This window comes from Streptomyces sp. NPDC102514 (assembly GCF_055584525.1).
The window spans coordinates 410,462-434,435 of the sequence record NZ_JBVJLW010000003.1 but is presented as its reverse complement, the minus strand read 5'-3'; the positions used below and the strand labels follow the sequence as shown (position 1 = coordinate 434,435).

Sequence of the window (23,974 nt, the reverse complement as noted above, 5' to 3'; positions counted from 1 at the left end):
CTCCACCCGTACTTCCACCCGTGGGTCCAGGCGTTCCAGGCCCGGGAACGCCAGTCTTGAGGGCATGACCACCACCGACTGGATCACCGATATCGCCCTCGTGCTCGTTGTCTTCCGGCAGCTGCGGGAAGGCCGTCTGGGCCTCAAGTCCTATGTGATCCCGCTGGGGATCGTGGCCTTCGTGGCCTCCCAGTACCTGCACACCATCCCCTCCGCGGGCAACGACCTCGTGCTGATCGGAGCGCTGGTCGGTGCAGGCGCCGCGCTCGGCGTCGCAGGCGGCGTCTACACCCGGATCCGCAGCGCCGACGGACACCTCTTCATCAAGGCGGGCGCCATATCGGCGGTCCTGTGGGTCCTCGGCATGGGCGCGCGCATGGGATTCCAGGTGTGGGTCGACCACGGCGGCGCCGACGACGTGGGCCGGTTCAGCCTCGCCCACGACATCACCACCAGCCAGGCCTGGGTCGCCGCGTTCGTGCTGATGGCACTCACCGAGGTGATCACCCGGCTGGCGACGATCTTCGTCAGGAGCCGTCTGGCGATGCGCGAGCCGCAGCTCTCCGTGGGCCCGCGCCCCGCCGCCACAGCCCTCGACCACACGGTCTGACCGTGGGCTATGGTCGCGGCGTGTCCGCATCAGTGAGCGCCCCGCACCCCGGGCCGGCCCCCGACAGGGAGCCCGGCCCTCGGGTCGTGCCCCGCCAGGACCCCCGGCTGCAGTGGGCCATCACCCTGTCGGTCGTCGTCGCCTCGTTCGTGACCGTCCGCCCGCTGGACACCAGCGGGCGCGGTCTGGCGGTGGCCGCCCTGCTCGTGGTCAACTCCGTGGCCCTGATGGCGAGGCACCTTCCCGACGCCAAGGTTCCGCCCCGTGTCGCGCTCGTCTGGCTGACCACGGGTGTCGTGACGGCCGCCGCACTGATCGGAGTCAGCCGCACCGGCTCCGGCTACCTGTTCGCCTACTTCCTCGTCGGCCACATCGGCTACCGGCTCCCTCTGAAGCAGGCCCTCTCGCTCGCGGCTCTGACCAGCCTCCTCTGCAGCGGCGTCCTGTACTTCCGCCTGGGCCCCGGCCACGAGGTGCTGCCCTGGACCGTCGGCCTCACCATCGGCGTTCCGGTGGTGGCAGGAATCCTCAGCCGCAGCAGACAGCGCGCCATGGAGGCGATGCTCTCGTCCGCCGAGTCCGCCGAGCGGGCCGCCCGCGCCGAGGCCAGGACCGCCGTACTCACCGAACGCGGCCGCATCGCCCGGGACGTCCACGACGTACTGGCCCACTCGCTGGCCGGGATCAACATGCAGTTGGAACTGGCGGACGCCCTGATCGACACCGGCGACCTGGAAAAGGTCCGCGAGGCGAACAACAAGGCACACAGCATGGTCAAGGAGAGCCTGAAGCAGGCCCAGTGGACCGTGCACGCGCTGCGGGAGGACTCTCTTCCGCTGCTCGACAGCCTCAGCGCGATGGTCGAGTCCTCCGGCCACCGTGATGCCCTCACCGTCACCGGAGCCGCCCGCGAACTGCCGGCCCAGGTCACCCAGAACCTGCTGCGCATCGCGCAGGAGGCGCTGACCAACGCCGCCCGGCACGCACCGGGCGGCGACGCCGGGGTGGAGCTGACGTTCGACGCCGCATCGACGACACTGAGAATCCGCAACGGGCCCGCGACCCGCGAGGTGACCGCGGGTGTCGGCAGCGGAATGGGGCTGATCGGGATGCGTGAGCGCGTCGCCCTGCTGGGTGGCACCATTACCGCGGGCCCGGTCACCGAGGGCCCCGACCAAGGCGGCTGGCAGGTGGAGGCAGTGATCCCGGGATGAGTGAACCGACCGATGGCACGCAGCGGTTGAAGGCGGATGACACACAGCGGTTGAAGGTGATCGTCGCCGACGACCAGGCCGCCGTCCGCGAGCCCCTTGCCGCGGTGCTCGGCATGTCCGAGGACATCGAGGTCGTCGCCGCCGCGGCGGACGGCACCGAGGTCCTCGCCGCCGTGGCCGCCGCATCGGTGGACGTCGTCCTGATGGACCTGCGCATGCCCGTGATGGACGGCATCGAGACGACCCGCCGCCTGAGCGAGGAACACCCCCAGGTCGCCGTGGTCGTGCTCACCACCTTCGCCGACGACGAATCGATCCTGGCCGCACTGGGCGCCGGAGCCCGCGGCTATCTGACGAAGAACGCGGGGCGCCAGGACATCATCCGAGCGATCCGCGCCGCCGCCGCGGGACAGTCCGTGCTCGACCGAGAGGTCCAGGACCGTCTCCTCGCCACCGCCCGCGCCCGTCCGTCGGCCCCGGACCAGGCACTTCCACCGGACCTGACTCCACGCGAGCGCGAGGTGTTCACCCTCATCGGCCAGGGCCTGCCGAACCGGGCCATCGCCGAGAAGCTCTTCATCAGCGAGGCCACGGTCAAGACCCACATCAACAACCTGTTCGCCAAGGCCGGCATCCGGGACCGCCCCGACGCCGTACGCCGGGCCATCGCGGCGGGCCTGGCCTGACCCTCGGTCTCCGAGCCCTCGCACTGACCTCTGACTGACCTCTCACTCGGCTCATCGACCTACTCGACTGGCTCGGCTCGCTCGACCAGGACCTGCTTGGGCGCGGCCCGGACGTGTGCGCGTTCGCCCTGTCTTCCGATGAGGCTCAGGAACTCGACGGGGCCCGCGCCGGTGGCCCCGAACCAGTGCGGGGTGCGCGTGTCGAACTCCGCGGCCTCCCCGGCCCGGAGGATCAGGTCGTGCTCCCCGAGGACGAGGCGGAGCGTTCCGTTGAGGACGTAGACCCAGTCATAGCCCTCGTGGGTACGCAGGTCGGGTTCGGCGTCGTCGTTTCCGGTCGGCAGGACGAACTTGTAGGCCTGGATGCCCCCGGGCCTGCGGGTCAGCGGCAGGACGACCGAGCCGTCACCGCAGGGGATGGGACGCAGATTGATACGGGGATCGCCCGTCGGCGGTGCGTCGACCAGCTCGTCGATCGTGACCCCGTAGGCGCGAGCAAGCGGAAGCAGCTGCTCCAGCGTGGGGCGGCGCAGGCCGGCCTCCAGCCGGGACAGGGTGCTGGTGGAGATGCCGGTCTCCGTCGCGAGGTCGGTGAGCGTGACGCCCCTGTTCAGCCGAAGACGCTTCAGCCTCGGTCCGACGGCGTCCAGAGTGCGGTCGATCGCTTCGTCCATGCCGCCATTTTGCCATTCGGCAACGACGTTTGCCGAATGGCCCCACCCCTCTGCACTGTGAAGCACGAGCCGAGGCACGAGCCGAGGAACGAACCGAGGTTCGGACCGAGAAACGCACCCGCAGAGGGGTGTCACGAACATGGAGGGCGTAGTGGCGACGCACGGATTCGACAAGGAATATTGGGAACGGCACTGGCAACAGGGGTCGGCCGACCGACCCGGATCCATGGCCGGCAACCCGCCGAACCCGTACCTCACCCGTGAGACCGACGGCCTGACACCGGGCACGGCCCTGGACGCGGGGTGCGGCAGCGGTGCCGAGGCGATCCGGCTCGCCTCCCATGGCTGGCAGGTCACCGCGGCCGACATCTCGTCCGAGGCGCTCGCCCTGGCCGCCGAGCGCGCGGCGGCGAGCGGTGCCGCCGAGCGCGTGCGGTGGGTCGAGGCGGATCTGGGCAGCTGGCGCCCGGACACGCGGTTCGACCTGGTCATGACCCACTACGCCCACCCGGCGATGCCCCAGCTGGAGTTCTACGACCGTATCGCCGGATGGGTGGCCCCCGGCGGCACGCTGCTCATCGTGGGACACCTGCACACCTCGGGCCCCACCGGGCACGGACACCACCCTCCTGCCGAGGCGTCGGCCACCGCCGAGGCCATCACCGCGCGCCTGGACGGCGGGGAGTGGGAGATCGTCACCGCCGAAGAGGGGCCTCGTACGCTCACCGGCCGCGGGGGCCGAGCGGTCCCCCTCCACGACGTCGTCGTACGCGCCACCCGACGCCCCTGATCACTCACGCGTGATCGCACACTCCTGGTCGCACGCCCCAGATCGCACGCGCGCGATCACACCTCCCTGATCACACGCCCCACGCCCCACGCCCCTCGCCCCACGTCGCCGGGAACCGCTGCCGCGGCGCCGCGTCCCGCTGCACTCGTCAGAGAAGTCCCGTGAGAAGGAATCCCATGAGTACGAACCTGTCCCCGGGCGCGCAGGCTCCCGACCCGACCATCCAGGACCCACGACAACGGCGGACCATCCTCGTCGGCGTCTGCGTCGCGCTCATGGCCGTCATCGCCTCGGTGTCCGGACTGAACGTCGCCCAGCCGGAGTTGACCGTCGCGTTCGACGCGTCGCAGGCCGAGGTCCTGTGGTTCATCAACCTCTACACCATCACTCTGGCCGCGCTGCTCCTGCCGCTCGGCGCGCTGGGCGACCGGTGGGGGCGCAGACCGATGCTGGTCGCGGGCCTGCTCCTCTTCGGTGTGGCGAGTGCGGCGGCCGGCCTCGCCACGTCGGCCGAGATCATGCTCGCCGCGCGCTTCCTGAGCGGCGTGGGCGCAGCCATGATCATGCCGGTCACCCTGTCCGTCATCACCTCGACCTTCCCGGACGAGGAGCGCTCCAAGGCGATCGGCGTGTGGACGGGCGTCGCCGGCGGTGGAGGCATCCTGGGGATGTACCTGTCGGCCGTCCTGGTCGACCTGGCCAGCTGGCGGTGGCTCTTCGTCCTGCCGGTCGTGCTCGTCGTCGTCGCCGTCGTCATGGCACTGCGATCCATCCCGGACTCGCGCGAGGAGTCGCCGCACGCGTTCGACGGCATCGGTTCGCTGACGTCCGTGGTCGCGGTGGTCGGGCTCGTCCTCTTTCTCCACGAGGGCCCCCAACAAGGCTGGACCGCGCCGGCGACGCTCCTGAGCCTCCTCGTCGGCGCCGTCGCAGCGGCCGGATTCGTGGCGTGGGAGCTGAAGCGACAGGCTCCACTCCTCGACGTACGCCTGTTCCGGGAGCGAGGTCTCGCGAGTGGGTCCTTGTCGCTCCTGACGGTCTTCGGAGTGCAGGCAGGGATCTTCGTGGTCCTCTTCCCGTACTTCCAGGCGGTGCTCGGCTGGTCCGGTCTTCGCTCCACCCTGGCGCTCATGCCGATGGCGCTGCTGATGATGGTCGCCTCCGGCCTCGCGCCAAGGGCAGCCGCGCGCATCGGCAGCCGTTCGACGATGGCCGCGGGGATCTTCCTGGGCGGAGCGGGACTGGTCCTCATGGCCGCCTTCGTCTCCGTCGACGGCGGCTACCTCTCGATCCTCCCCGGCATGCTCGCCATGGGAGTCGGTATGGGCCTGACGATGACACCCTCCACAGAGGCCATCACGGCCGCCCTGCCCCGCGAGCGTCAAGGTGTCGCGTCCGCACTCAACGACGTCACGCGGGAGTTCGGCACCGCGCTCGGTGTCACGCTGCTCGGAACGGTCCTGACCGCCGGCTACCGCAGCGCCGTCGACTCCCGGCTCGACGGAGTACCGGAGGCCGCCGCCGACAGAGCCCGTGAGGGCGTCACCAACGCGCTCACGGCCGCCGACGGCACCGACCCGCACGCGCAGGGGCTGGTCCGGGCTGCCCAGGAGTCCTTCGTCGACGGCTGGCAGCAGGCGATGTGGGCAGGCGCGGCGGTCATGGCGATCCTGTTCGTCCATGTTCTCGCGCGCGGCCCGAAGGAACGGGGGCCTGGCGCGTCAGCGGGATGACGGTCATGCCGTTGCGGGCGAATGGCGGCAGGTGCATCCGGGGGTCCGATCCCCGGGGCGCCGGCGAGTTCGTCGACCGGCACCGGGTAGGGCCCTGGCCGCCATCGCGGGCCGGGCTACCGATGGGCCGTGACGGCGGGCGTGGGGGCGGGCATGTCGTCGAGGGTGGCCGAGAGCGGGATGTGGTCCAGCGCGGTGAGCCGCAGCAGGTGCCGGATGCGCGGCTGGTCGCTGACCAGCCGAATACCGCCGCTGCGGGCGCGGGCACGATGATGGGCGCGGTTCAGCAGGTGCAGGCCGCTGGAGTCCATGAAGGACACCGGCCGCAGATCGACGATGACGTGCGGCACGGGCTGCCCGGTCACGGTGTCGAGGTCGATGGCGATCTTGTCCACGGTGAAGACGTCTATCTCCCCGTGGAGTTCGACCACCGTGGCCCCGCCGCGCGTAAAGCAACGGGCATGGGCGCCGGGCAGATCTGTAGGGGGCAGCGGGCGGGAATCGTGCAGCGGCATGAGGGCCTCACCATGAACGTCGTCCGGGTCTCCGTACACTGCGGCACGGCAATGCGGAGTCTGTGCCGATCTGTTCCTGCAGGCTCACGGGGTCCAGGTCGCCTCACTCGCACGGTAGGGCGCTGTGGGCACGCAGAAACGATATGCCTGTCCGCCGGATCACCCGATCGAATGAATGATGGCCAAGTGGCTTGCGGTGGGCCCGTGAAGGTGCTGTCACGCCCTTGAAGCCCTGGCCTCGGAGAAGAAACTCCGAACCGGGAGGCATAGATCGTCAGGGGTCGGCGCGTCCTTGGGTGCGTTAGGGAAGGGGAGGGCCCATGGATCCGCAGGACCACGAAAGATTCCGGGACTACGTCGAAAGCCGGTGGAGCACTCTGCTGCGCCTGGCGAACCTGCTGACCGGCGGCGACCGGCACGAGGCCGAGGACCTGGTGCAGACCGCTCTGATGAAGGCGCTGAGCCGCTGGCGGCACATCGAGGACCCGGAGGGCTACGTACGCAAGGTGATGTACCGGCAGCAGATCAGCCGGTGGCGCCTGCGCCGCCCGCATCGCGAGCCGACGTTCGCGACGCCACCGGCCGATCTCGGCGTCGCCGACGGGACGTCCGCCGCCGACCTGCGGATCACCGTTGGCCAGGCGCTCGCCCGGCTGACCCCGCGGCAGCGCACGATGCTGGTGCTGCGTTACTTCGAGGACCTGCCCGAGACGGAGGTGGCAGCCGCCCCGGGGTTGCTCCGTGGGCACGGTGCGCAGCACCACCCACCGGTCCTTGGCCCGGCTGTGCCGTCTCGCGCCGGAACTGGACACGCCGGAGCGGGCTGCGGCCATCGTCCCCAGCAGCAACCTGCCGAAGGGAGCCCACACATGAACGGCGACCAGCTCGACCGCGTGATCCGGGACGTCCTGCACGAGTGGACCCCCGACGATCCGAGCGCCCCCGCGGGCGTCGCCGACCGCCTCGTGCGCCGCCATCGGCGACGCACCTTCGTGCGGACCGCCGGCGCGGTCCTCGGCGTCGCCGGCATCACCTTCGGCGCGGTCCTCGCCACCGGCGCGGGCGGCGACGACGGGCCGCAGCCACCCTCCACACGGGTCAGCAAGGAAAGCAGGCTTTTGTGGCAGACCACGCTGCCCAGTACGTCCTGGGACGCCTGCACCACGGGTACGGGGGCCGTCTACTGCCGTGGGGTGGAGTTCGACGGAATCGGCGTGGACGCCCGTACCGGAAAGGTCGATTGGCGGCAGAAGGCCCAGGACGTCAACGGTGGCCGCTCCCCGGCGGGCTCGCTCCCCGGAGCCAGGGACGGCGTGCTCTACACGTATGCCAATCACTCGCCGGGGGCTTCCCGGGCCGGTACCGATCTCGTCGCCCTCGACATCAAGACACAACAGGTGCTGTGGAAGCATGAGTTGGCGGACGACAGCCGCAACCGGTCGTCCGCCGTGCTGTTCGACGGCGGGGTCCTCGCCAACTCCCCGACCTTCAAGAGCGTCGTCGCGCTAGACGACAGGACGGGCCACTCGCTGTGGACGTACTCATGGAAGAAGGCCGACTGCGACCGGACAGCCATCGGTGGCGTCCCCTACCTGATGTGCTCGCCGGACAGCGACAAGGCCCCGCAGCTCAGCACCGTCGTCCGGCTGGACCCGGAGACCGGCACGCCGAAGACGGTCGCGACCGTCGAGGGCCCGACCGCCTACATCGGCACGGACGGGGACACCGTACTGCTGGGCGGTATGGCCGGTGGGCAGAAGTTCTTCGGTGACGCGGGTCCGGCCACCCTCACCCGCGTCGACCTCGGCTCGGGCGAGGTGTCTCAACACCGCGTCGACGGCCTGCCGATGGGCCCGGTCGCGGACGGAATCGTCCTGGTGACCGGCAGGAACGGCAACGTCATCGCGTACTCCGCCGCCGACGGCCGCCGGCTCTGGTCCCACGCACTGGGGCTGAAACTGCGCAAGGAGTCGGGCGATCCGACCATGCGGGAACTGCCCTCGGCCGCCGTGGTGGACCTCGACAGCCGGGTGGCGTACTACCTCGATCCGTCCGGGCACCTGGTGGGTCTCGACCTGGACAGCGGCGCGGTGCGCTGGCGCGGCGCGGTGGACGTGCCGAAGAGCCCGGTGGAGGCCGGGATCGCTCCCGAGCTGATGCTCTACGACCGGGGGCTCGTCGGCCAGATCGGCGGCGAGCTGTTCCGGATCGAGCCGAAACCGGCCGGGACGGGCTCGTAGCCGGATCGCGAGGAGGCCGCGTGGGACCCGGCGGGGGAACCCGGGCCCCACGCGGTGCGTCGTACGAACCGGCGCCGACCACTGGTCCTCCGTTGGTCCTTCGTCGGTCCTCCGTGAGGTCCGGTCGGAATGCGTGTCGCGATACAGCGCTAGTCTTTCTCTCGCGCCGCTCACCGCGTCGCGCGGAGACGTTCGACCGGACCAGGACGGAAGCATGTCGGAAGAGATCTCGCCCACCGGGAAGCCTTCCGGCCCCGGTTCGTCGCCCGAACTGCGTGCCTCGCACGCGGACCGGGACCGGGTGGTGGACGTGCTGCGCATCGCGGCGGGAGACGGCCTGCTGACCGCGGACGAGTTGGACGAGCGCCTCGAAGTCGCCCTGTCCGCAAGGACCTTGGGCGAACTGGCCACGCTCACCACCGATCTGCCGCCGACCGTGGCCACGGTCGGCGGGACCGGGGTGGAAGCCAAGGACGTCGTGCGGATCGAACAGGTCTTCAGCGGCGCGATCGAGCGTGTGGGGCACTGGGTGGTGCCGCGGAGGCTGGAACTCGTGGTCACCTTCTGCGAGGTGACACTCGACTTCACCGAGGCAGTGATCACGCACGACACCCTGCGGATCGATGTGGCCATGACGGGGAAGACCCTGACACTGGTCACGAAGCCGGGCGTCGTGGTCGACATGGACGGTCTGCAGCTGGTGCACAGCAGGGTCAAGTACCGTCAGGCGCCCGCGAATCCTGAAACGCCGGTTGTTCTGCGGGTGGAACTGGTCGGCCAGAAGGCGCACGGCCGCGTGGTGGTGCGGCCCGCGCGCCGGACGTTCGGACAGTGGCTGCTGCGCAGGTCCGCGTAGGTCTGCGGTGTCACCTCGTGACGATCTTGATCATCGGCGGCAGCGGCTTTCTGGGCACTGAGCTGATCCGGCAGGCGGCGGCAGCCGGGCCACCCACGGTCGCGACCTACGCGACCGAACCCGGCAGCGCCGCCCAAGTCCACTGGCGGCACCTCGATGTGCGGGACCCTGAACAGGTGGACGCGGTCGTGGCCGAGGTCGGCCCCCAGGTGGTCGTCAACGCGTCGAGCGGCCAGGCGGACTGGGCGGTCACCGCCCAGGGCCCGGTCCGCATTGCGATGGCAACGGCAAGACATGGCTGCCGTCTCGTTCATGTCTCCAGCGACGCGGTCTTCTCCGGATCCCGGGTCCACTACGACGAGTTGAGCTTCCCCGACCCCGTCACCCCGTACGGAGCGGCGAAGGCGGCGGCGGAGACCTGGGTCCTGCTCGTGCACCCGCGAGCCGTCGTGGCCCGTACCTCGCTGATCATCGGCGACGGCCGGTCCGGTCGTCCCGGCCATTCCGGTCACGAACGCACTGTGCATGAACTCGCCGCAGGCGTCCGCGACGGCTGCCTGTTCACCGACGACATCCGCTGTCCGGTCCATGTCGCCGACCTGGCCGCGGCCATCCTGGAACTGGCTTCGATGGACGCCCAAGGTGTTCACCACCTTGCAGGTGCAGACGCTCTGAGCCGTCATGAACTCGGCACTCTCATCGCCGAACGCGACGGCATCGACGCCTCCCGGTTGCCCACCGGTCTGCGCGTCGGCAGTGCGTTTCCCGGCCCTCTCGATGTCCGGCTCGACAGCCGCGCGACCCAGCGGAAACTGCGCACCACACTGCGAGGCGCCCGCAGGTTTCTCGCCGCCCAGGTGTGACCCTCGGCCCCGGTGGACGCGTGCGGCACCACCCGGGTTGCCCCGGTGGGCACAGCAACCCGGCCTTCCACCGGGCGGCCCGCGCGACATGTTCGGGATCATGTCCTGTTGCTCTCTGGTGGTAGCCGGTTTCGCCGTGTAGCGTCATCCCCAGATGTCGTGGTTCGCAGTACCTGCCCGCGCTCCGGTGCGGGCATTTTGCTGTGCAGTGCAGGACCAGGGCGATCACCTCCGGGCTCACGCGGTGTGGGTCCGATATCGACTGGAAGGCACCAGCATGGCCAAGGGAACTGTCAAGTGGTTCAACGCCGAGAAGGGCTTCGGCTTCATCGAGCAGGAGGGTGGCGGCCCCGACGTCTTCGCCCACTACTCGAACATCAACGCCTCCGGCTTCCGTGAGCTCCAGGAAGGCCAGGTCGTGAACTTCGACGTCACGCAGGGCCAGAAGGGCCCGCAGGCGGAGAACATCACCCCCGCCTGATCTCACAGCCAGACGCTGGTGGCCCCCGGAACAGCTGTTCCGGGGGCCACCGACGCGTCCCGCCCGGCAACACCCCTGCGTAAGCGCGTAGTCGGGTGCGCCGAACCGCGTTCAGGGGTGCGGGTGTGTCACCCCGTCGTGCCGTTCTCTCCGCGCGCCCGGTCCTGTTCCGGGGAGCCGTGGGGTGACTGCCGTCCGGGTGAACCGCCGGACAACGCGGTGTCGTCTCCGTGGTCGTGGCGCATGCCGGGTACCGCGTTGAGAGTGCCGTGCGGCTGGTCGGGCCCGGCGGAGTCGTTCGCCACGACGACCACCTCGTCCCGCGCGTTCCACACCCGTCGTTCGGTCTTGGCCGGACTGAGCCGCAGTTCGTGCAGGTTGCCGGTGCCTGCCTCCGGGTCGGTACGGCGGTAGCCGACGGCACATTCGCCCCGCCCCCGGGCGGCCGCCACGACCGTCGCGAACGAGGTCTCGCGCCCAGGTGTCGTGTAGTGGTGGGCCGGCCGCAGATGCACCGACGCGCCGTGCGCCGCGAACAGTTCCCCGAACACGGCGGCCAGATGCGGGTTGTGCGCGATCTGGGCCATCAGCAGGCCGGTCAGCTCACCCCGGACGACGACATCGGATGCCGGGCCCAGCGGCGCGAGGGCCCGGTTGCGGTGGTCGCCGAGTTCCGCGACCACCGGCAGGGTCCGGCCCGCCTGAATCTCCAGCTCCCGGAGCATCAGCAGGGTGACCAGGACCCTGTCGTCGGGATGCCCCGGGCCGTCCACGGTGTCCGCCCCAAGCACGATCACCGTGTCGTAGACGAAGAGATCCAGGTCCGCGAGGCTCTCCGGGTGCAGCACCTCACCGCTTCGCCAGGAGACGGTCAGCCGTGCCGCGCCTTGCAGGGAACAGGCCTGGTCCTGGACGGGAGCCGTCTGCGACTCGTCGACGACGACATCGAGTACCGACCCCGGCGCGACGCTGTGGCGCAGTGCCTCCATCAGCAGGGGCGCGCGACGGTTCCAGCCGAGCAGCAGCACCCGCACCGGCCCGCCCCGGTCGGGCTGCGGCGCCGCGAACGCCGTCGGGTCGACGTACGCACGACAGTCGACCGGCGCCTCCGGCACACCGTCGTGCGCGATCACGATGAGCCGGTCCTCCGGGCCGACGACGGAGTCCGGAGCGGGACTGAGCCGCGGCTGTCCGCCCGGACTCAACAGGCCCACCACACTGGACCGTTCGAAGCGCAGCAGCAGATCCCCGAAGCGAGCGCCCGCGGGCCCCTGTCCGACGGCCGGTGGCACATCCACGAGATGGAATTCCGCGCCGGAGAAATCGAGCAGGTCGCGCAGAACCTCGCCCACCCCGGTGCGCCGCGCCGACTGCACCAGCAGTCTCGCCGTCGTCGCGTCCGTCTCCACGATCGTGCCGCGCCGGCCTGCGGCGAGCCGGGCGGCGGGCAGCTGACGGCGGTCGCGCACGGCCGCGACGACCGGCGGACCGGCCTCGTCACCGAGGACCGCCCGCAGGGCCAGCAGGACACGTACGACTTCGCTGTCCGCCTCCGGAGCCTCCGAGGGCAGTACGAGTACGGAACTGGCGGCCCGGGGAGTGACCAGGGCCAGGGTGTCGACCGTGGTCAGCGAGCCGCTGCGGCAGACCAGCCGGACAGCGGAGCCCCGCCCCAGGGACGCTGTGAGCGCCTCCTCCATCTCGGCGACGTCCCGGTCGGCCAGGACGGCGATCACGCACCGGGAGCCGGCCCGGGCCGCGGCCAGCTCACCCACCACCGTGAACACCTGGTCCGACCAGCCCAGGACAACCGCGTGCTCCTGCTCAAGCACCATCGAGCGGCCCCGCCGCAACTCGGTCAGCCGTTCACCCAGTCCGGTGGTGATCACCCCCACCAGGGTCGACACACACAGCAGCGCGACGATCCCCAGCAGCACCGACAGCGCCATCCGCATCGGCGCACCCGTCGGCGCGCCGAGCCGCAGTGTCTCCGCGCTGGTCCGCCACACCGCCGACAGGCGGCCCGACAGCGAACGCGGAGAGCCGGGGTCCGTCCACACCACCAGCGCACTGACGGGCACCACCACCGCCAGGCAGGACACCACCAGCCAGCTCACCAGCATCCCCGTGCTGCGGGCCAGCGTCGTGTCGAACCGGTAGCGGGCCCGGTCCCGTAAAGAGGTCGGCCGTTGCCGCTCCACTGCGCACCCCTGCTTCCCCCGCCCGCCCCGGACGGCACCGCCGACACACCAGGGGCACCACCGTCCGCACGCGTAACGGCAGTGCCCTGGTCTGCAAGAGTGCTGGTCCGATGCCGGAGACACGCCCGGACACGATGACGTTCATCCTTTCGGGACACGTCACGTTCGCGCGGCGGCCTTCAGCGGCTGACAGGGGTCGTCAGCGGATGCCAGTGGCCAATGGGCCAGTCACCCAATGACCCAATGACCCACTGGCCCCATGGCACGCGGGGCGCGGAACTACGCGCCGCGCGGCGGGGTCTGCTGCACGACCTCGAAGGACCACAGCGTGGAACCGCTCGCCGCCGGCTTGGGCCGCTCGCCGCCCTCCGCGCCGCCGCCCTGGTGGGCCGCCTTCATGCTGCCTTCCATCCACGCGGTGAAGGACTCCTCGTCACGCCACCGCGTGTAGACGAGGTAGCTGTCGGTGCCCTCGATCGGGCGGAGGAGTTCGAACCACTCGAAGCCGTCGGAGTTCTCGACGGTGCCCGCGCGGGACGCGAACCGCTTCTCCAGGATTTCCCGCTGCTCGGCAGGGACGGTCAGGACGTTGATCTTGACTACGCTCATGCGCCCATCCTGCCGTGACCGCGCCCGGCGTCGGACGACGGGGTGCGCGTGGCGGCTGACGGCCTTGCCGCGCCGCCCGGCCGACGTACGGACAGAATTGCGTGTGTGAACGCGCATGACGGACCGCAGAAGACTCCCGACGGACACCACGTCGTCATCGACGGGCGGAAATGGCGGGCCACGGACCCCTCCCTGCCCGAGGACGTCGCAGCCCGTCTGCGACGTCACCTCATGGCGGCCCGCCGCGCTGTGCGTGCGGCGACCACCGTCGACGACGCGTCGGCCGAGCGGTCGGCGCGGTCGCGCGTGCAGCATGCGAAGGTCGCGCTGGGGGAACGTGGCACGCCCTGGTGGGAACAGTCCCAGGACGAGCGCCGCCGACGCTGGGAGGACCACCTCGCGAAACTCGACGCGGACGCGCCGGACCAGACGGACCATCCGGATGAGGCGGACCATCAGGACGAGGCGGGCCAGGCGGGCCAGGCGGGCCAGAAGGACGGCTGATTCCTGACCCTCGTCCCGGGGGTGGGCGTGCTCGGGCCCGGCGGACGTACGGGGCTGATCGGCCGAGTGTCAGTGGCAGCCTCTACGGTGTGAGCAGTGGGACCCGCTGGAGAGACCGCGGGGCCTGTTCCGGGGAGGGTTCTGTCATGTCTAGTGGGTCCGCGTCGACGACGTATCTGGAGCTGTCGCAGGAGGACGGTGCTGCGCACAAGTTCTACGAAGTGGCCGTGGACGGGCTGGTGGTGACAGTGCGGTACGGACGGATCGGTGCCGCCGGACAGATACAGACGACGACGTTCCCCACGGTGGACAAGGCGCGCGCCGCCGCCGCGAAGAAGGTGGGGGAGAAGGTCCGCAAGGGATACGCCCCCGCGGTCGCCGGACAGCGTGCGCCCCGTGCGGTGACCCGGCGTCAGGTGGCCTCGGCTCCCTCCACCGCGCGGTCCGTGGCCCCGGTGCTGTGGCGTTTCCGTACCGGGTCGTCCGCGTTCGGCATCCATGTCGACGACGACCGCTGCTGGGTGGGCAACCAGGCGGGTGACGTCTTCACCCTGGACCACGACGGTGGTGTCCTGGCCCGCTTCAGCCTGCCGGACGGTGTGAAGTGCCTGGTCGCCGACGACTTCTGGATATACGCGGGCTGCGATGACGGCCGGGTCTACGACCTGTCCTCGAAGCTGCCGTTCGCGGCGTACGACGTGGCGGCGGACGTCGACATCTTCTGGCTGGACATCCATGAGGGCGTCCTGAACGTGTCGGACCGCGAGGGCCGGCTGACCGTCATCGACCACGAGGACGAGCACCAGTGGGCGCGCCGCAGTCAGGGCGAGCACGGCTGGATGGTCCGCGCCGACGACCGGGCCGTCTACCACGGCCACCAGAGCGGGGTGAGCGCGTACGCGCCGGACGGGACCGGCGAGTTGTGGCACACGCCGACCCGCGGCGGGGTCCTGTTCGGCTGGCAGGAGCAGGACGCCGTGTTCGCGGGCACCGCGCACCGGGTGGTCCAGCGGCTGTCGAAGGCGACCGGCACGGTCGAGGCCACCTATTCCTGCGACAGCGCGGTCTACTCATGTGCCACCTCGCCCGGCGGCCGGTTCGTCTTCGCCGGGGACGCGTCCTCGTCGGTGTACTGCTTCGACCGGGACGGCACGCGCCTGTGGAAGCTGGGCACCGGCGGTGGCTCGGCGCTGTCGATGCAGTACCGCGACGAGCGGCTGTACCTGGTGACCACGGACGGCTCGCTGGTGTGCGTGGACGCGAGCGAGGCGGCCATCGCGGCGGCCCAGCAGGGCACCGTGCCGGTCGCCCGGGACGTCAAGCTCGCCGCGGCTCTGCCGACGTACGAACCGGCCACAGCCGTGACCGCACTGGCGAGTGTCTCGCAGGCCCCCGCCGGAGCGATCGTCGTCGAGTGCGTCCAGACGACCGGCCGCCTGCGCGTCCACGTGGTGTCCGAGGGCTACGACCAGTCCTGGAACGTCCAGTTCCCGCGCACGATACGAGAGCCCGGAGCCCGCTACGTCGTGGACGCGCTGCACCCGGCGGCGGGCGGCTTCTACCGGGTCCGCGGCGACATCCGGCGCCTGCTGTAGACGGTCGGCCCCGTATCCGGGGCGGCCGGGGACGGATTCCAGAGGCCGGGACCGATGAGTTGTGCCGTGTTTGCCGGTCTGCATCCACGACAGGACTCACCGGTCCCGGCTCCGTCCCGAGGAGAGCATCATGACCGTTCCCTACACGTTCGACGTCTTCTCCAGCCTCGACGGCTTCGGTGCCGCCGGCGGGGACTGGACCGGCTACTGGGGCAAGCAGGGTCCCGAGCTGCTCGACCACCGCCTCGCCCTGTACGGCGAGGAGCAGCGGATGGTCTTCGGGGCCAACACCTATCGGGCGTTCGCCCGCATCCTGGCCTCAAGCGCCGTGGCGTCCGAGGTGCACGACCCGTGGGTCACCCGTATGACGAACCTGCCGGCGACGGTGGTGTCGACCACGCTGAAGGGCCCCCTCGACTGGCAGGACGCGGACCTCGTGAACGGCGACGCGGTCGAGGTCGTCGCCCGGCTCAAGGAGGAGTCCAAGGTACCGCTGCGCTCGCACGGCAGCCCGTCGATGAACCGGGCGCTGATGGCCGCCGGTCTGGTCGACCGCGTCCAGGTGACGCTCTTTCCCGTGATCACCGGTAGGACGGGCCTCGACCCGATCTTCCAGGGCGCGGCCGACTTCGACCTCGAACTGATCGAGAGCCGAACACTCGACGGCCGCACGCAGGTACTCATCTACCGCCCGACCCTGCATGCCTGAACCCAGCCATGCCCCTCGAACCCCCTCTCCGAAGGGCGCCGCTTCCGGCCCACACACTTGGTGGTCTTGACCTTGCCCAAGGGCGAGGGCCCACGGTGTGCCCACCGACAAAGCCGACGCTCTCCGTGTCCTTTGCCGGGACCGGAGACCTGGAGGAGGGGACCTTGGATGGAAACGCGCTGCGTCATTCTCGACATCGGCGGGGTCTTGGAGATCACACCGCCGACAGGATGGCTTCACCAGTGGGACGAGCGGCTCGGACTGCCCCACGGGACCGTGGACCGGCGGCTGGACGATGTCTGGCAGGCCGGCGCGGTCGGGACGATCACCGAGCCTGAGGTGCGGGCACAGGTCGGTGTCCGGCTCGGCCTCGACGCCCCGCGGATCGAGTCGTTCATGTCAGATCTGTGGGAGGAGTACCTGGGGACCCCGAACGTGGAGCTGATCGAGTACGTCCGGGGGCTGCGGTCCCGCTGTCGGCTGGGCATCCTCAGCAACAGTTTTGTGGGCGTCCGGGAGCTGGAGACAGCGAGGTACGGGTTCGGCGAGCTGGTGGAGGAGATCCTCTACTCCCACGAGATCGGTGTCTGCAAGCCCGATCCACGGGCTTTCGACATCACGTGCGCTCGTCTGCAGGTCCGCCCGGCGGACTGCCTCTTCATCGACGACTACGACGTCAACATCGCGGCGGCCCGAGCGGCAGGACTGCGGGCTCACCTCTTCGAGGACAACGAGCGGACCATCACCAGGATCGCAGAGCACCTGAGCGGTGCCGCGTCACCCGACACCGCTCGCGGGAATCAGCTCCGCCGGAAAAACATGCGTGGGGATGTCGATCCGAGCACGCTCCGTACGACGCAAGGGTGAGAGACCGACATCAACACGAGAGGTGAATGCCGTGCCCAAGGTCCGCGTGCACAATGTGACGATCTCCCTGGACGGTTTCGTGGCCGGTGAGAACCAGCGCCTGGACGCCCCGTTCGGCGACGGCGTCGGCTGGGGCGACGAACTGCACAGCTGGTTCGTCGCCGCGACGGAGGATTCCGCCGCCGGGAAGACCGGAATCGACGCCGACCGCCTCGCCCGCGGCGAGCGGAACATCGGGGCCACGATCATGGGACGCAACATGTTCGGGCCCCAGCGCGGGCCGTGGGCGGACGAGTCCTGGAAGGGCTGGTGGGGCGACAACCCGCCCTACCATCACGACGTCTTCGTACACACCCACCATCCGCGCCCGGCACTGGAGATGGCCGGCGGAACGACCTTCCACTTCACGGACGACCCGCTGGAGACGGTGCTCCGGCGCGCCTTCGACGCCGCGGGCGGCAAGGACGTCCGGATCGGCGGCGGTGCGGCGGTCATCCAGCAGTACCTGCGCGCCGGACTCATCGACGAACTCCACCTGGTGATCGCGCCGATGCTCATCGGGCGCGGTGAACGGCTGCTAGAAAATCTGGGCGACGGCATCGACGGCTACCGCGTGTCCGAGCTGATCACCTCGCCGGCCGTCACCCACGCGGTGCTGGTCCGCCGCTGACGCGTGCGGGTTGAGGGCTGTAACGCTTTTCCCGCTTCGGGCCAAGTAGAAGTGACAGCACGCCCGACGACGAGAGGCCAGCATCTTGGGACCGGACAAGCTACGCCGGGGCGGTCCGCCGGGAGAGAAGTACGATCCCGAGGCGTTCGAGATCTTCTACCGCCGACATGTCGACGCCGTCACCCGTTTCATGGCCCGACGCGTCACCGATCCGCACACCGTCGCCGATCTGACCGCCGAGACCTTTCTCTCCGTGATCGACTCCGCGCGTGCCTACCGCCCCGACCTCGGGACCGAGGCGGCATGGCTGTTCGGCATCGCCCGCAATGTGGTGGCCGCGGAGGCCCGGCGCAGCGCTCGACAGAACGCGCTCGGGGGTCGCATCGCCGGCCGTCGGCTGCTGGACGGCGACGACATCGACCGGCTGGAGGAGAAGCTCGACGCGGAGGAGGCAGGGCGCAGAGCCCTGGCCGCCCTGGACGGCCTGCCTGCCGGTGAGCGCGCGGTGATCGAACTCGTCGCCGTGGACCAGCTCACCGTCACCGAGGCCGCCGAGGCGCTCGGCATACGCCGGGTCACCGCCCGGGTGCGGCTGCACCGGGCCCGCAGGGCGCTGCGCTCCGCGGCCACCGGAACGGAGACCGTCGCCCAGGGATCAGCCGGGTCGCCGCCGCAGGGCACGCCCGGCACCCGCAGGGCATCGGAAGTGTCGGCAGCGGATCAGACAGGCCTCACCTACGCAGGGGGAGAAGCATGAGCACGAAGACCTTCGAGGACCGTCTCCTCGACGAACTCAAGCGGGAGATCGCACTCCGGGCCGACGAACTGCCGGAACCCGCGCCCCGTCGCAGGATCACCCCCCGGCGGGCCGTGATCGCCCTCGCGGCCTCCACCGCCGTGGCGGGCGCGCTGATAGCCCTCCCCTCCGCGACGGGCGGATCCTCCGCGTACGCCATCGAGCGGCAGCCGGACGGCAGCATCGTCCTCACCTTGCTGGATCAGTTCGGGCTGTTCGAGGAGGACCAGCAGAACGAACTGGCCGAGCGCCTGCGTGCGGAGGGCATCCACGTGAGTATCGACGCCCCCAGGGCCGGTTACGTCTGCGCGGAGCCGCGCGGCGAGAACCTGCGCCCGGAGATGATGAAGGGTTCCGTCGACGGCAGCGACTGGGAGGAGGCTTTCAAGGTCACGTTGCACACCGGGGACTCCGTGGCGGTGGAGGACCCGCAGCCGCCGGTGAAGCCGGGGGTGTACGCGGCCGGTCGGGTCCTGATCTTCAAGGGGCCGATGAAGCCCTGCCAGGAGGTGCCCTTCGAAGGGGCCGCGCTGATGCCCTGAGGCGAGTGGGCCGAAACGGCGCCTGTGGCGCTTGCAGTCGGCGAGGCTGCAGGGAGCGAACGGAACAGGCGGCCCCGGCGTCTGAGGTGCGTGAAATCATCGCGCCAAGTCGCCATCCTGCTTCTGAGCGCCGGGCTGTTGCTCTCCGGCTGCTCGCCCTCGGACGACCGTCCGCGCGAGGAGGGGTACACCGGTCCGACCTTGCCCGCCCGCACCGTGGAGAGGGGCAAGGGGCAAGAAGGGCCGGCGGATCCCGAGCAGCACAAGCCGTACCCGTACGACCTCTATACGCACTGCGGGATCAAGTGGCTGCACTTCGGCGGCCGTTGGTGGGTTCTCGACTCCGTGCTGCCCGGGGTCGAGCAGGTCCAGGGGGAGCCGCCCTCGCGGGACAGTCAGATACTGCCCGGGTACGTGACGCTGATCGGGCCGGACACCGCCGACTTCGACGCCGCCGGGATGCCGACGCTGCAGTTCGTAACGTCCGAGAAGGAACCACCGGGTTGCGCCTAGGGCGCCGTCGTGCGGCGCCCGGGGCGAGCGGGGCTGGCCCCCGGGCGACGGGGTGAGCGCGCGACCCGGACGGCTTGCGTCGAGTCGGTGCCCCGCCGCCCGGGGTGCGGACCCTACTTCTCGACGATGCCCGAGGCAGCGATCACGATCTTCGCGCGGGTGGTACCGGAGCCCGAGCCCAGGGACTCGATCTTCCGCACGAGGTCCTGGCCCTCGATCACTTCGCCGAAGACCACGTGCTTGCCGTCCAGCCACGAGGTGATGATCGTGGTGATGAAGAACTGCGAGCCGTTGCTGTTCGGGCCGGAGTTCGCCATGGACAGCAGGAACGGCTTGTCGTGCTTGAGCTTGAAGTTCTCGTCATCGAACTTGGCGCCGTAGATGCTCTTGCCGCCCGTGCCGTCGCCACGGGTGAAGTCACCACCCTGGAGCATGAACTCCGGGATGACACGGTGGAAGCCCGAGCCCTCATATCCGTAGCCGTGCTGGCCGGTGGCCAGCTCACGGAAGTTCTGCGCCGTCTTGGGGACGACGTCGTCGTACAGGTCGAAGACGATGCGGCCGGCGGCGTCGCCGTCAATGGTGATGTCGAAGAAGACGTTGGTAGACATAGGGCAATCCTTTCACGTCCCCGCGCACTGCCAGGGTGCCACCCTGCTTCGCCGCCCGAGAAGCCCAGTTTCCGGCGGTTCCCCCGGCAGGTCCCTCCGTGATCGGCCGGCTCGGCAGGGTCAGCCGGATCAGCCGGATCAGCCGGGTCGACCGGATCGGCCGGTTGCCGCCTGTTCACGGGTGCGGCAGCGCCCCTAGGCTGTCCGATCTTCACGTTCTGGGGCACTTGTGACTCTGGGGGGCTCGTGAACAGTCTTCGTGCGGCCGTTGTCTGCCTTCTGCTCGCGTGCGCCGCCCTGTCGTCACCGACGGTGACGGTGGCGGTGACACCGAGCTGGTCGGTGCTGCCGGTACCGGCGGCGGCCCCGCCGGTGACCGTGACCGATCTCGCCGCCCGGGGGCCGGGCGAGGCGTGGGCGACCGGGTACGAGCAGGCCGCCGACGGGCTGCGGCCGATGCTGTACCGGTGGGACGGCACGGCGTGGAGCCGGGACACGACCTTCCCCGGCTCCGGTGAACCGGGCTGGCTGGGCAAGGTGCAGTTCGTCGGCAGGGAAGTGCGGATCTTCCACAATCACGACGGAGCCGGAGAGATCCTGCGCCGGTCGGCGGGAGCGTGGAGTACCGTCGCGCTGCCGCAGACCCTGTGGACGTACCAGGACTTCACCGCGGTACCGGGTGCCGCCTGGGTGGTCGGCGAGGACGACACCGGCCTGAAGGTGCTGCACCACGACGGTTCGGGCTGGACCACGCAGGCCACCCCGGACGGTGTGCGCTACCTGATGGGTATCACCGCCCGCACCGCCGACGACGCCTGGGCCTGGGCGGACACGGACACCGGCACCACCGTCCTGCGCTGGGACGGCACGGCGTGGCGGGACGCTCAGGTACCGCTGCCGCCGGACAGCAACGTGCACATGATCCTGCTCGAACCCTCCGGCCGGGTCACGATCGGCGGCAGCCAGTACACCGACGGCGTGGCCGGCACCTACCTGATGACGTGGGACGGCGAAGGGAACGCCTGGCGCACCACCCACCCACCGCTGGGCGACACCTACACCGAGGCCATGGTGCGCGGCCCGGACGGCGCCCTGTGGCTGCCGGTGCGCAGCGACCGCGCGTTCCAGTCGAAGTACGCACGCGTGGACGGCCGCCGCACCACCTTCTCCTACGGACCGGAACGTACGAACGCGATCGACGTCAAACCGCGTGCGCTGGCGAGGAGCGGATCCGCACTGCTGTCCTTCGGGACCGCCGAGATCTACGGCTCGAAACCGAACCTGATGAGCGAGCGGCTGGGAGGCTGACCATGTCCCACGGACTGCCCATCACCCGCGGAAGACCCATGGCTCACCGGCTTCTCGTCGCGGTCCTCGCCGTCGCCATGACCATCATGGCCGGCATGGCATCGGCCGCGGCGGACACGCGGTCCTGGCTGCACGTTCCGGTCCCGGCACAGGTCCGCCCGCAGGCCGCACTGAACGAGGCCGTGGCGTTCGGGCCGGACCGGGCGTGGGCCGTGGGCGCCGACGCCGTCGGCCGTGAGGCACCGGGCTTCCCGCTCGTACTGCGCTGGAACGGAACCGCCTGGCAGCGCCAGAACCTCCCCGGAATCCGCTGGCAGGGGGAACTGCTGTCCGTCGCCGCGACCTCACCGACCGCGGTATGGGCGGTCGGCCGAGACTCGGCGGGCGGCGCCCGTCTGCTCCGGTGCGAGGGCCAGGCCTGGAGCGAGAGCAGGCCGCCGAGCGGGGTTGTGCCTACCAAAGCCGTCGCCGGCGGCGGCGAGATCTGGCTCATCGGTTCGCGGGACGGCGCGCAGGCCCTGTTGCGCTGGGACGGGAGTGACTGGCAGGACGTGCCGGCACCGCCCGGAGCCGTGTACGGCCTGCACATCCTGGCGGCGGACGACGTCTGGGCCGCGGGCGCGAACGTCTCGGGTGCCGCCGTGTCGCACTGGGACGGGCAGGCGTGGCAGCAGACCGTCGTGGACGGATTCCCGCGGTCCGCCGTCGGCAGTGTGCTCGCGGTGTCCCCGACAGAGGTGTGGGCGGGCGGCACGGCCGGATTCGTCGGCGGTCCACCGGGCCGGCCGATTCCGCCCCTGCTCGTCCGCTTCGACGGACAGGCGTGGAACAAGGTGACCGTGCCCACCGACTTCGGCTCCGTCGACTCACTGGCGCCCACCACGTCCGGCACGCTCGGCTGGGTCTCGGTGGCCCGCTCGCAGAAGTGGGGCCCGGCGGGCAGCAGCCCGCCGCTCGTCCCCGGGCCGGACTTCCTCGCCTGGAACGGCCAGTCGTTCACCGAGTACGGCGAACCGGCGGTGGCCGGTGAGGGTGAGTCCTGGACGCTCCGGCTGGCGACCGTGCCCGGCACGGAGTCGGTGTGGTCGGTCGGCCGCGCCGACGGCCCCGAGGGCACCTTCGCCCCGCGCATCCTGCGGTTCGACTGACCGCGGAACACACTGCGCAGGCCGCGGCCCACGGCGCGGACCGGCGCAACCGACGACGTGGACCCCGCGGCACCCCATGATGTGGCCTCGCGGTCATTTCCACCCGTACGCGTACGCCGCCACCCACGTGATGTCGATCTGCGCGCTGCTGCCGGGCGCCGCCCCGGGCCCTTCCAGGGCGCTCTCGTTCTGCATCACCCAGGACAGCGGGCTGTCCGGCACGCCCCGGGTGTCGTGGCCCGTCTCGCGGCCGTCGACGAAGAAGCGGACGTTGCCGGGCGTCCATTCCGTGGACACGGTGTGCCAGTCGGTCCAGTCGTCACTGCCAGGGAAGTAGCCCTGTTCACCGCCCCCGCAGGGATGGTGGAAGGACGAAAGGGGACCGGTCCACTCGCCCTCGGGATGGTCCATCTCGCAGCCGCCGCCGTAGTGCAGCCACGCGGACTTGTAGCCGGGCGCCGCCTTCGTCACCTTGATGCGCGCCGAGTACTTGCCGTAGGCCATGTCCATGACCGCGCGAGGCAGCACCGCCGCGGAGTGCACGGGACCGCCGTCGGCCGGACGCCACATCCGGATGAACATCCGTCCGTCGCCGTTCGGCGCGGGACCCACGCTCACGGTGTCCTCCGGGTGGTACACGCCCACCACCTCCCGGCCCCGGCTCACGGCGGTGTCGGGCCAACCGGTGGGATACGCCCACCAGTTGTCGCGGTACGTGCCGCGCAACCCTCCGCAGTGGGCGCCGGAGGTGTCGACGTGGTGATCGCAGTCGCTGAACGAACCGAGCGGCACGCGGTCGCCGTTGAAGTCCTCCGCGAGGACCTGCCAGAAGGGACCGCAGTCACCGCGGGGCAGCCGCACGGCCGTGGCACCGCAGACGTCGGTCCTCGCGGGCGCGCCGTCGGCGCGGGGGAGCCACAGGAGCGCGGCCACGAGCGCGACCGCCACGGACACCAGTAGGAAGGGGGGCCTCAGGTGGTGCGGGGCCGCGTGTGAACCCATCACGGACTCCTCGGGTCGCAACTGCCGACGCCAACAGCCAACTGCCGTCCGCCGTCTGCCAAAGGCTGGCTACCGAAGGCCGACTGCCAAAGGCCGGCTACCGGAAAACATCCTCGCCGCTGCCCCCGCCCGGCGCCACAGCCCGACAGGCCTGGGGCCTGTCTGACAATTCCCGTCTGCCGGGCGACGCCATGCACGCTCCCCCAGCCTCCGGCCGGGGGGACCCCCACTCGCCGC

At 70.5% G+C, this 23,974-nt stretch carries 25 protein-coding genes and 1 pseudogene; 20 read left to right on the top strand and 6 right to left on the bottom strand.

Annotated elements, in window-relative coordinates:
- Nucleotides 1-64 precede the first annotated feature (64 nt).
- The 3 genes from ACZ60E_RS10110 to ACZ60E_RS10100 are packed head-to-tail and all read left to right on the top strand — an operon-like array spanning nucleotide 65 to nucleotide 2,510.
- Nucleotides 65-610 (top strand): hypothetical protein, encoded by a 546-nt coding sequence (locus tag ACZ60E_RS10110; RefSeq protein ID WP_453790915.1) that lies wholly within the window; start codon nucleotides 65-67, stop codon nucleotides 608-610.
- Nucleotides 611-612: 2 nt separating this feature from the next.
- Complete coding sequence (locus ACZ60E_RS10105) at nucleotides 613-1,824, top strand: sensor histidine kinase (protein ID WP_469439314.1); 1,212 nt, start codon at nucleotides 613-615, stop codon at nucleotides 1,822-1,824.
- Entirely contained in the window at nucleotides 1,821-2,510 is a 690-nt protein-coding gene (locus ACZ60E_RS10100; RefSeq protein ID WP_469439313.1) for a response regulator, read from the top strand. Before ACZ60E_RS10105 ends, ACZ60E_RS10100 begins: the two co-directional genes overlap by 4 nt.
- A gap of 59 nt (nucleotides 2,511-2,569) precedes the next feature.
- On the opposite strand, the gene ACZ60E_RS10095 is transcribed toward ACZ60E_RS10100, so the two are convergent.
- A complete protein-coding gene (locus ACZ60E_RS10095) occupies nucleotides 2,570-3,184 on the bottom strand; it encodes a helix-turn-helix domain-containing protein (protein WP_384804147.1) in 615 nt (204 codons plus the stop codon).
- A 151-nt stretch (nucleotides 3,185-3,335) separates the two neighbouring features.
- Between ACZ60E_RS10095 and ACZ60E_RS10090 the strand changes: the two genes are divergently transcribed.
- Both ACZ60E_RS10090 and ACZ60E_RS10085 read left to right on the top strand, forming a co-directional pair.
- Nucleotides 3,336-3,974, top strand: a complete 639-nt coding sequence (locus ACZ60E_RS10090; RefSeq protein WP_469439312.1) for a class I SAM-dependent methyltransferase — start codon at nucleotides 3,336-3,338, stop codon at nucleotides 3,972-3,974.
- A 176-nt stretch (nucleotides 3,975-4,150) separates the two neighbouring features.
- Complete coding sequence (locus tag ACZ60E_RS10085) at nucleotides 4,151-5,707, top strand: MFS transporter (RefSeq protein WP_469439311.1); 1,557 nt, start codon at nucleotides 4,151-4,153, stop codon at nucleotides 5,705-5,707.
- 116 nt (nucleotides 5,708-5,823) lie between these two features.
- Here the strand turns inward: ACZ60E_RS10085 and ACZ60E_RS10080 are convergent, their stop codons facing one another.
- On the bottom strand, nucleotides 5,824-6,222 hold the full coding sequence (locus ACZ60E_RS10080) for an STAS domain-containing protein (RefSeq protein ID WP_469439310.1): 399 nt from the start codon (nucleotides 6,220-6,222) through the stop codon (nucleotides 5,824-5,826).
- 320 nt (nucleotides 6,223-6,542) lie between these two features.
- On the opposite strand from ACZ60E_RS10080, the pseudogene ACZ60E_RS10075 reads away from it, so the two are divergent.
- The 5 genes and pseudogenes from ACZ60E_RS10075 to ACZ60E_RS10055 all read left to right on the top strand — a co-directional run bounded on the left by ACZ60E_RS10075 (nucleotide 6,543) and on the right by ACZ60E_RS10055 (nucleotide 10,662).
- Nucleotides 6,543-7,095 (top strand): annotated as a pseudogene (locus ACZ60E_RS10075) (SigE family RNA polymerase sigma factor).
- Nucleotides 7,092-8,462: an outer membrane protein assembly factor BamB family protein gene (locus tag ACZ60E_RS10070; RefSeq protein WP_469439309.1), complete on the top strand. Its 1,371-nt coding sequence runs from the start codon at nucleotides 7,092-7,094 to the stop codon at nucleotides 8,460-8,462. The pseudogene ACZ60E_RS10075 and the gene ACZ60E_RS10070 overlap by 4 nt, the downstream one beginning before the upstream one ends.
- Before the next feature lie 214 nt (nucleotides 8,463-8,676).
- The gene (locus ACZ60E_RS10065) at nucleotides 8,677-9,318 is read left to right on the top strand and encodes a DUF1707 SHOCT-like domain-containing protein (RefSeq protein WP_469439308.1); all 642 of its coding nucleotides are present in this window, start codon (nucleotides 8,677-8,679) and stop codon (nucleotides 9,316-9,318) included.
- Between the two features lie 17 nt (nucleotides 9,319-9,335).
- On the top strand, nucleotides 9,336-10,181 hold the full coding sequence (locus ACZ60E_RS10060) for an SDR family oxidoreductase (RefSeq protein WP_469439307.1): 846 nt from the start codon (nucleotides 9,336-9,338) through the stop codon (nucleotides 10,179-10,181).
- 277 nt (nucleotides 10,182-10,458) lie between these two features.
- The gene (locus tag ACZ60E_RS10055; RefSeq protein ID WP_107014587.1) at nucleotides 10,459-10,662 is read left to right on the top strand and encodes a cold-shock protein; all 204 of its coding nucleotides are present in this window, start codon (nucleotides 10,459-10,461) and stop codon (nucleotides 10,660-10,662) included.
- A gap of 128 nt (nucleotides 10,663-10,790) precedes the next feature.
- Here the strand turns inward: ACZ60E_RS10055 and ACZ60E_RS10050 are convergent, their stop codons facing one another.
- The gene (locus ACZ60E_RS10050; protein ID WP_469439306.1) at nucleotides 10,791-12,863 is read right to left on the bottom strand and encodes a CASTOR/POLLUX-related putative ion channel; all 2,073 of its coding nucleotides are present in this window, start codon (nucleotides 12,861-12,863) and stop codon (nucleotides 10,791-10,793) included.
- A 279-nt stretch (nucleotides 12,864-13,142) separates the two neighbouring features.
- Nucleotides 13,143-13,472 carry an antibiotic biosynthesis monooxygenase family protein gene (locus ACZ60E_RS10045; protein WP_384816514.1) on the bottom strand — a complete coding sequence of 110 codons (330 nt, stop codon included), beginning with the start codon at nucleotides 13,470-13,472 and terminating at the stop codon, nucleotides 13,143-13,145.
- A gap of 105 nt (nucleotides 13,473-13,577) precedes the next feature.
- Here ACZ60E_RS10045 and ACZ60E_RS10040 point away from each other — a divergent pair, with 105 nt between their 5' ends.
- The 8 genes from ACZ60E_RS10040 (at nucleotide 13,578) to ACZ60E_RS10005 (ending at nucleotide 19,668) form a co-directional block, all read left to right on the top strand.
- Nucleotides 13,578-13,976, top strand: coding sequence for a hypothetical protein (locus ACZ60E_RS10040; protein WP_469439305.1), 399 nt, complete (start codon nucleotides 13,578-13,580; stop codon nucleotides 13,974-13,976).
- A 146-nt stretch (nucleotides 13,977-14,122) separates the two neighbouring features.
- The gene (locus ACZ60E_RS10035; RefSeq protein WP_453791138.1) at nucleotides 14,123-15,571 is read left to right on the top strand and encodes a WGR domain-containing protein; all 1,449 of its coding nucleotides are present in this window, start codon (nucleotides 14,123-14,125) and stop codon (nucleotides 15,569-15,571) included.
- A gap of 130 nt (nucleotides 15,572-15,701) precedes the next feature.
- The gene (locus ACZ60E_RS10030) at nucleotides 15,702-16,280 is read left to right on the top strand and encodes a dihydrofolate reductase family protein (protein WP_469439304.1); all 579 of its coding nucleotides are present in this window, start codon (nucleotides 15,702-15,704) and stop codon (nucleotides 16,278-16,280) included.
- Nucleotides 16,281-16,448: 168 nt separating this feature from the next.
- Nucleotides 16,449-17,147, top strand: coding sequence for an HAD-IA family hydrolase (locus tag ACZ60E_RS10025; protein ID WP_469439303.1), 699 nt, complete (start codon nucleotides 16,449-16,451; stop codon nucleotides 17,145-17,147).
- A gap of 31 nt (nucleotides 17,148-17,178) precedes the next feature.
- Entirely contained in the window at nucleotides 17,179-17,817 is a 639-nt protein-coding gene (locus ACZ60E_RS10020; protein ID WP_469439302.1) for a dihydrofolate reductase family protein, read from the top strand.
- A gap of 190 nt (nucleotides 17,818-18,007) precedes the next feature.
- On the top strand, nucleotides 18,008-18,574 hold the full coding sequence (locus ACZ60E_RS10015; RefSeq protein WP_469439663.1) for an RNA polymerase sigma factor: 567 nt from the start codon (nucleotides 18,008-18,010) through the stop codon (nucleotides 18,572-18,574).
- Complete coding sequence (locus tag ACZ60E_RS10010; protein WP_469439301.1) at nucleotides 18,571-19,155, top strand: hypothetical protein; 585 nt, start codon at nucleotides 18,571-18,573, stop codon at nucleotides 19,153-19,155. Before ACZ60E_RS10015 ends, ACZ60E_RS10010 begins: the two co-directional genes overlap by 4 nt.
- Before the next feature lie 90 nt (nucleotides 19,156-19,245).
- Nucleotides 19,246-19,668 carry a hypothetical protein gene (locus ACZ60E_RS10005; protein WP_469439300.1) on the top strand — a complete coding sequence of 141 codons (423 nt, stop codon included), beginning with the start codon at nucleotides 19,246-19,248 and terminating at the stop codon, nucleotides 19,666-19,668.
- 113 nt (nucleotides 19,669-19,781) lie between these two features.
- Here ACZ60E_RS10005 and ACZ60E_RS10000 read toward each other — a convergent pair whose 3' ends face one another.
- Nucleotides 19,782-20,279, bottom strand: a complete 498-nt coding sequence (locus ACZ60E_RS10000; RefSeq protein ID WP_384806853.1) for a peptidylprolyl isomerase — start codon at nucleotides 20,277-20,279, stop codon at nucleotides 19,782-19,784.
- Nucleotides 20,280-20,525: 246 nt separating this feature from the next.
- Between ACZ60E_RS10000 and ACZ60E_RS09995 the strand changes: the two genes are divergently transcribed.
- Nucleotides 20,526-21,587 (top strand): hypothetical protein, encoded by a 1,062-nt coding sequence (locus ACZ60E_RS09995; RefSeq protein ID WP_469439299.1) that lies wholly within the window; start codon nucleotides 20,526-20,528, stop codon nucleotides 21,585-21,587.
- A gap of 38 nt (nucleotides 21,588-21,625) precedes the next feature.
- On the top strand, nucleotides 21,626-22,735 hold the full coding sequence (locus ACZ60E_RS09990) for a beta propeller repeat protein (RefSeq protein WP_469439298.1): 1,110 nt from the start codon (nucleotides 21,626-21,628) through the stop codon (nucleotides 22,733-22,735).
- A gap of 93 nt (nucleotides 22,736-22,828) precedes the next feature.
- Here the strand turns inward: ACZ60E_RS09990 and ACZ60E_RS09985 are convergent, their stop codons facing one another.
- On the bottom strand, nucleotides 22,829-23,737 hold the full coding sequence (locus ACZ60E_RS09985; RefSeq protein ID WP_469439297.1) for a glycoside hydrolase family 16 protein: 909 nt from the start codon (nucleotides 23,735-23,737) through the stop codon (nucleotides 22,829-22,831).
- Between the last annotated feature and the right edge of the window lie 237 nt (nucleotides 23,738-23,974).

Excerpts from the sequence above, each read along its gene's own strand:
- ACZ60E_RS10110 (WP_453790915.1), top strand. The coding sequence starts at position 65 with ATGACCACCACCGACTGGATCACCGATATCGCCCTCGTGCTCGTTGTC.
- ACZ60E_RS10100 (WP_469439313.1), top strand. The coding sequence starts at position 1,821 with ATGAGTGAACCGACCGATGGCACGCAGCGGTTGAAGGCGGATGACACA.
- ACZ60E_RS10095 (WP_384804147.1), bottom strand. The coding sequence starts at position 3,184 with ATGGACGAAGCGATCGACCGCACTCTGGACGCCGTCGGACCGAGGCTG.
- ACZ60E_RS10085 (WP_469439311.1), top strand. The coding sequence starts at position 4,151 with ATGAGTACGAACCTGTCCCCGGGCGCGCAGGCTCCCGACCCGACCATC.
- ACZ60E_RS10080 (WP_469439310.1), bottom strand. The coding sequence starts at position 6,222 with ATGCCGCTGCACGATTCCCGCCCGCTGCCCCCTACAGATCTGCCCGGC.
- ACZ60E_RS10070 (WP_469439309.1), top strand. The coding sequence starts at position 7,092 with ATGAACGGCGACCAGCTCGACCGCGTGATCCGGGACGTCCTGCACGAG.
- ACZ60E_RS10065 (WP_469439308.1), top strand. The coding sequence starts at position 8,677 with ATGTCGGAAGAGATCTCGCCCACCGGGAAGCCTTCCGGCCCCGGTTCG.
- ACZ60E_RS10055 (WP_107014587.1), top strand. The coding sequence starts at position 10,459 with ATGGCCAAGGGAACTGTCAAGTGGTTCAACGCCGAGAAGGGCTTCGGC.
- ACZ60E_RS10045 (WP_384816514.1), bottom strand. The coding sequence starts at position 13,472 with ATGAGCGTAGTCAAGATCAACGTCCTGACCGTCCCTGCCGAGCAGCGG.
- ACZ60E_RS10035 (WP_453791138.1), top strand. The coding sequence starts at position 14,123 with ATGTCTAGTGGGTCCGCGTCGACGACGTATCTGGAGCTGTCGCAGGAG.
- ACZ60E_RS10030 (WP_469439304.1), top strand. The coding sequence starts at position 15,702 with ATGACCGTTCCCTACACGTTCGACGTCTTCTCCAGCCTCGACGGCTTC.
- ACZ60E_RS10025 (WP_469439303.1), top strand. The coding sequence starts at position 16,449 with ATGGAAACGCGCTGCGTCATTCTCGACATCGGCGGGGTCTTGGAGATC.
- ACZ60E_RS10015 (WP_469439663.1), top strand. The coding sequence starts at position 18,008 with ATGGCCCGACGCGTCACCGATCCGCACACCGTCGCCGATCTGACCGCC.
- ACZ60E_RS10010 (WP_469439301.1), top strand. The coding sequence starts at position 18,571 with ATGAGCACGAAGACCTTCGAGGACCGTCTCCTCGACGAACTCAAGCGG.
- ACZ60E_RS10000 (WP_384806853.1), bottom strand. The coding sequence starts at position 20,279 with ATGTCTACCAACGTCTTCTTCGACATCACCATTGACGGCGACGCCGCC.
- ACZ60E_RS09990 (WP_469439298.1), top strand. The coding sequence starts at position 21,626 with ATGGCTCACCGGCTTCTCGTCGCGGTCCTCGCCGTCGCCATGACCATC.
- ACZ60E_RS09985 (WP_469439297.1), bottom strand. The coding sequence starts at position 23,737 with ATGGGTTCACACGCGGCCCCGCACCACCTGAGGCCCCCCTTCCTACTG.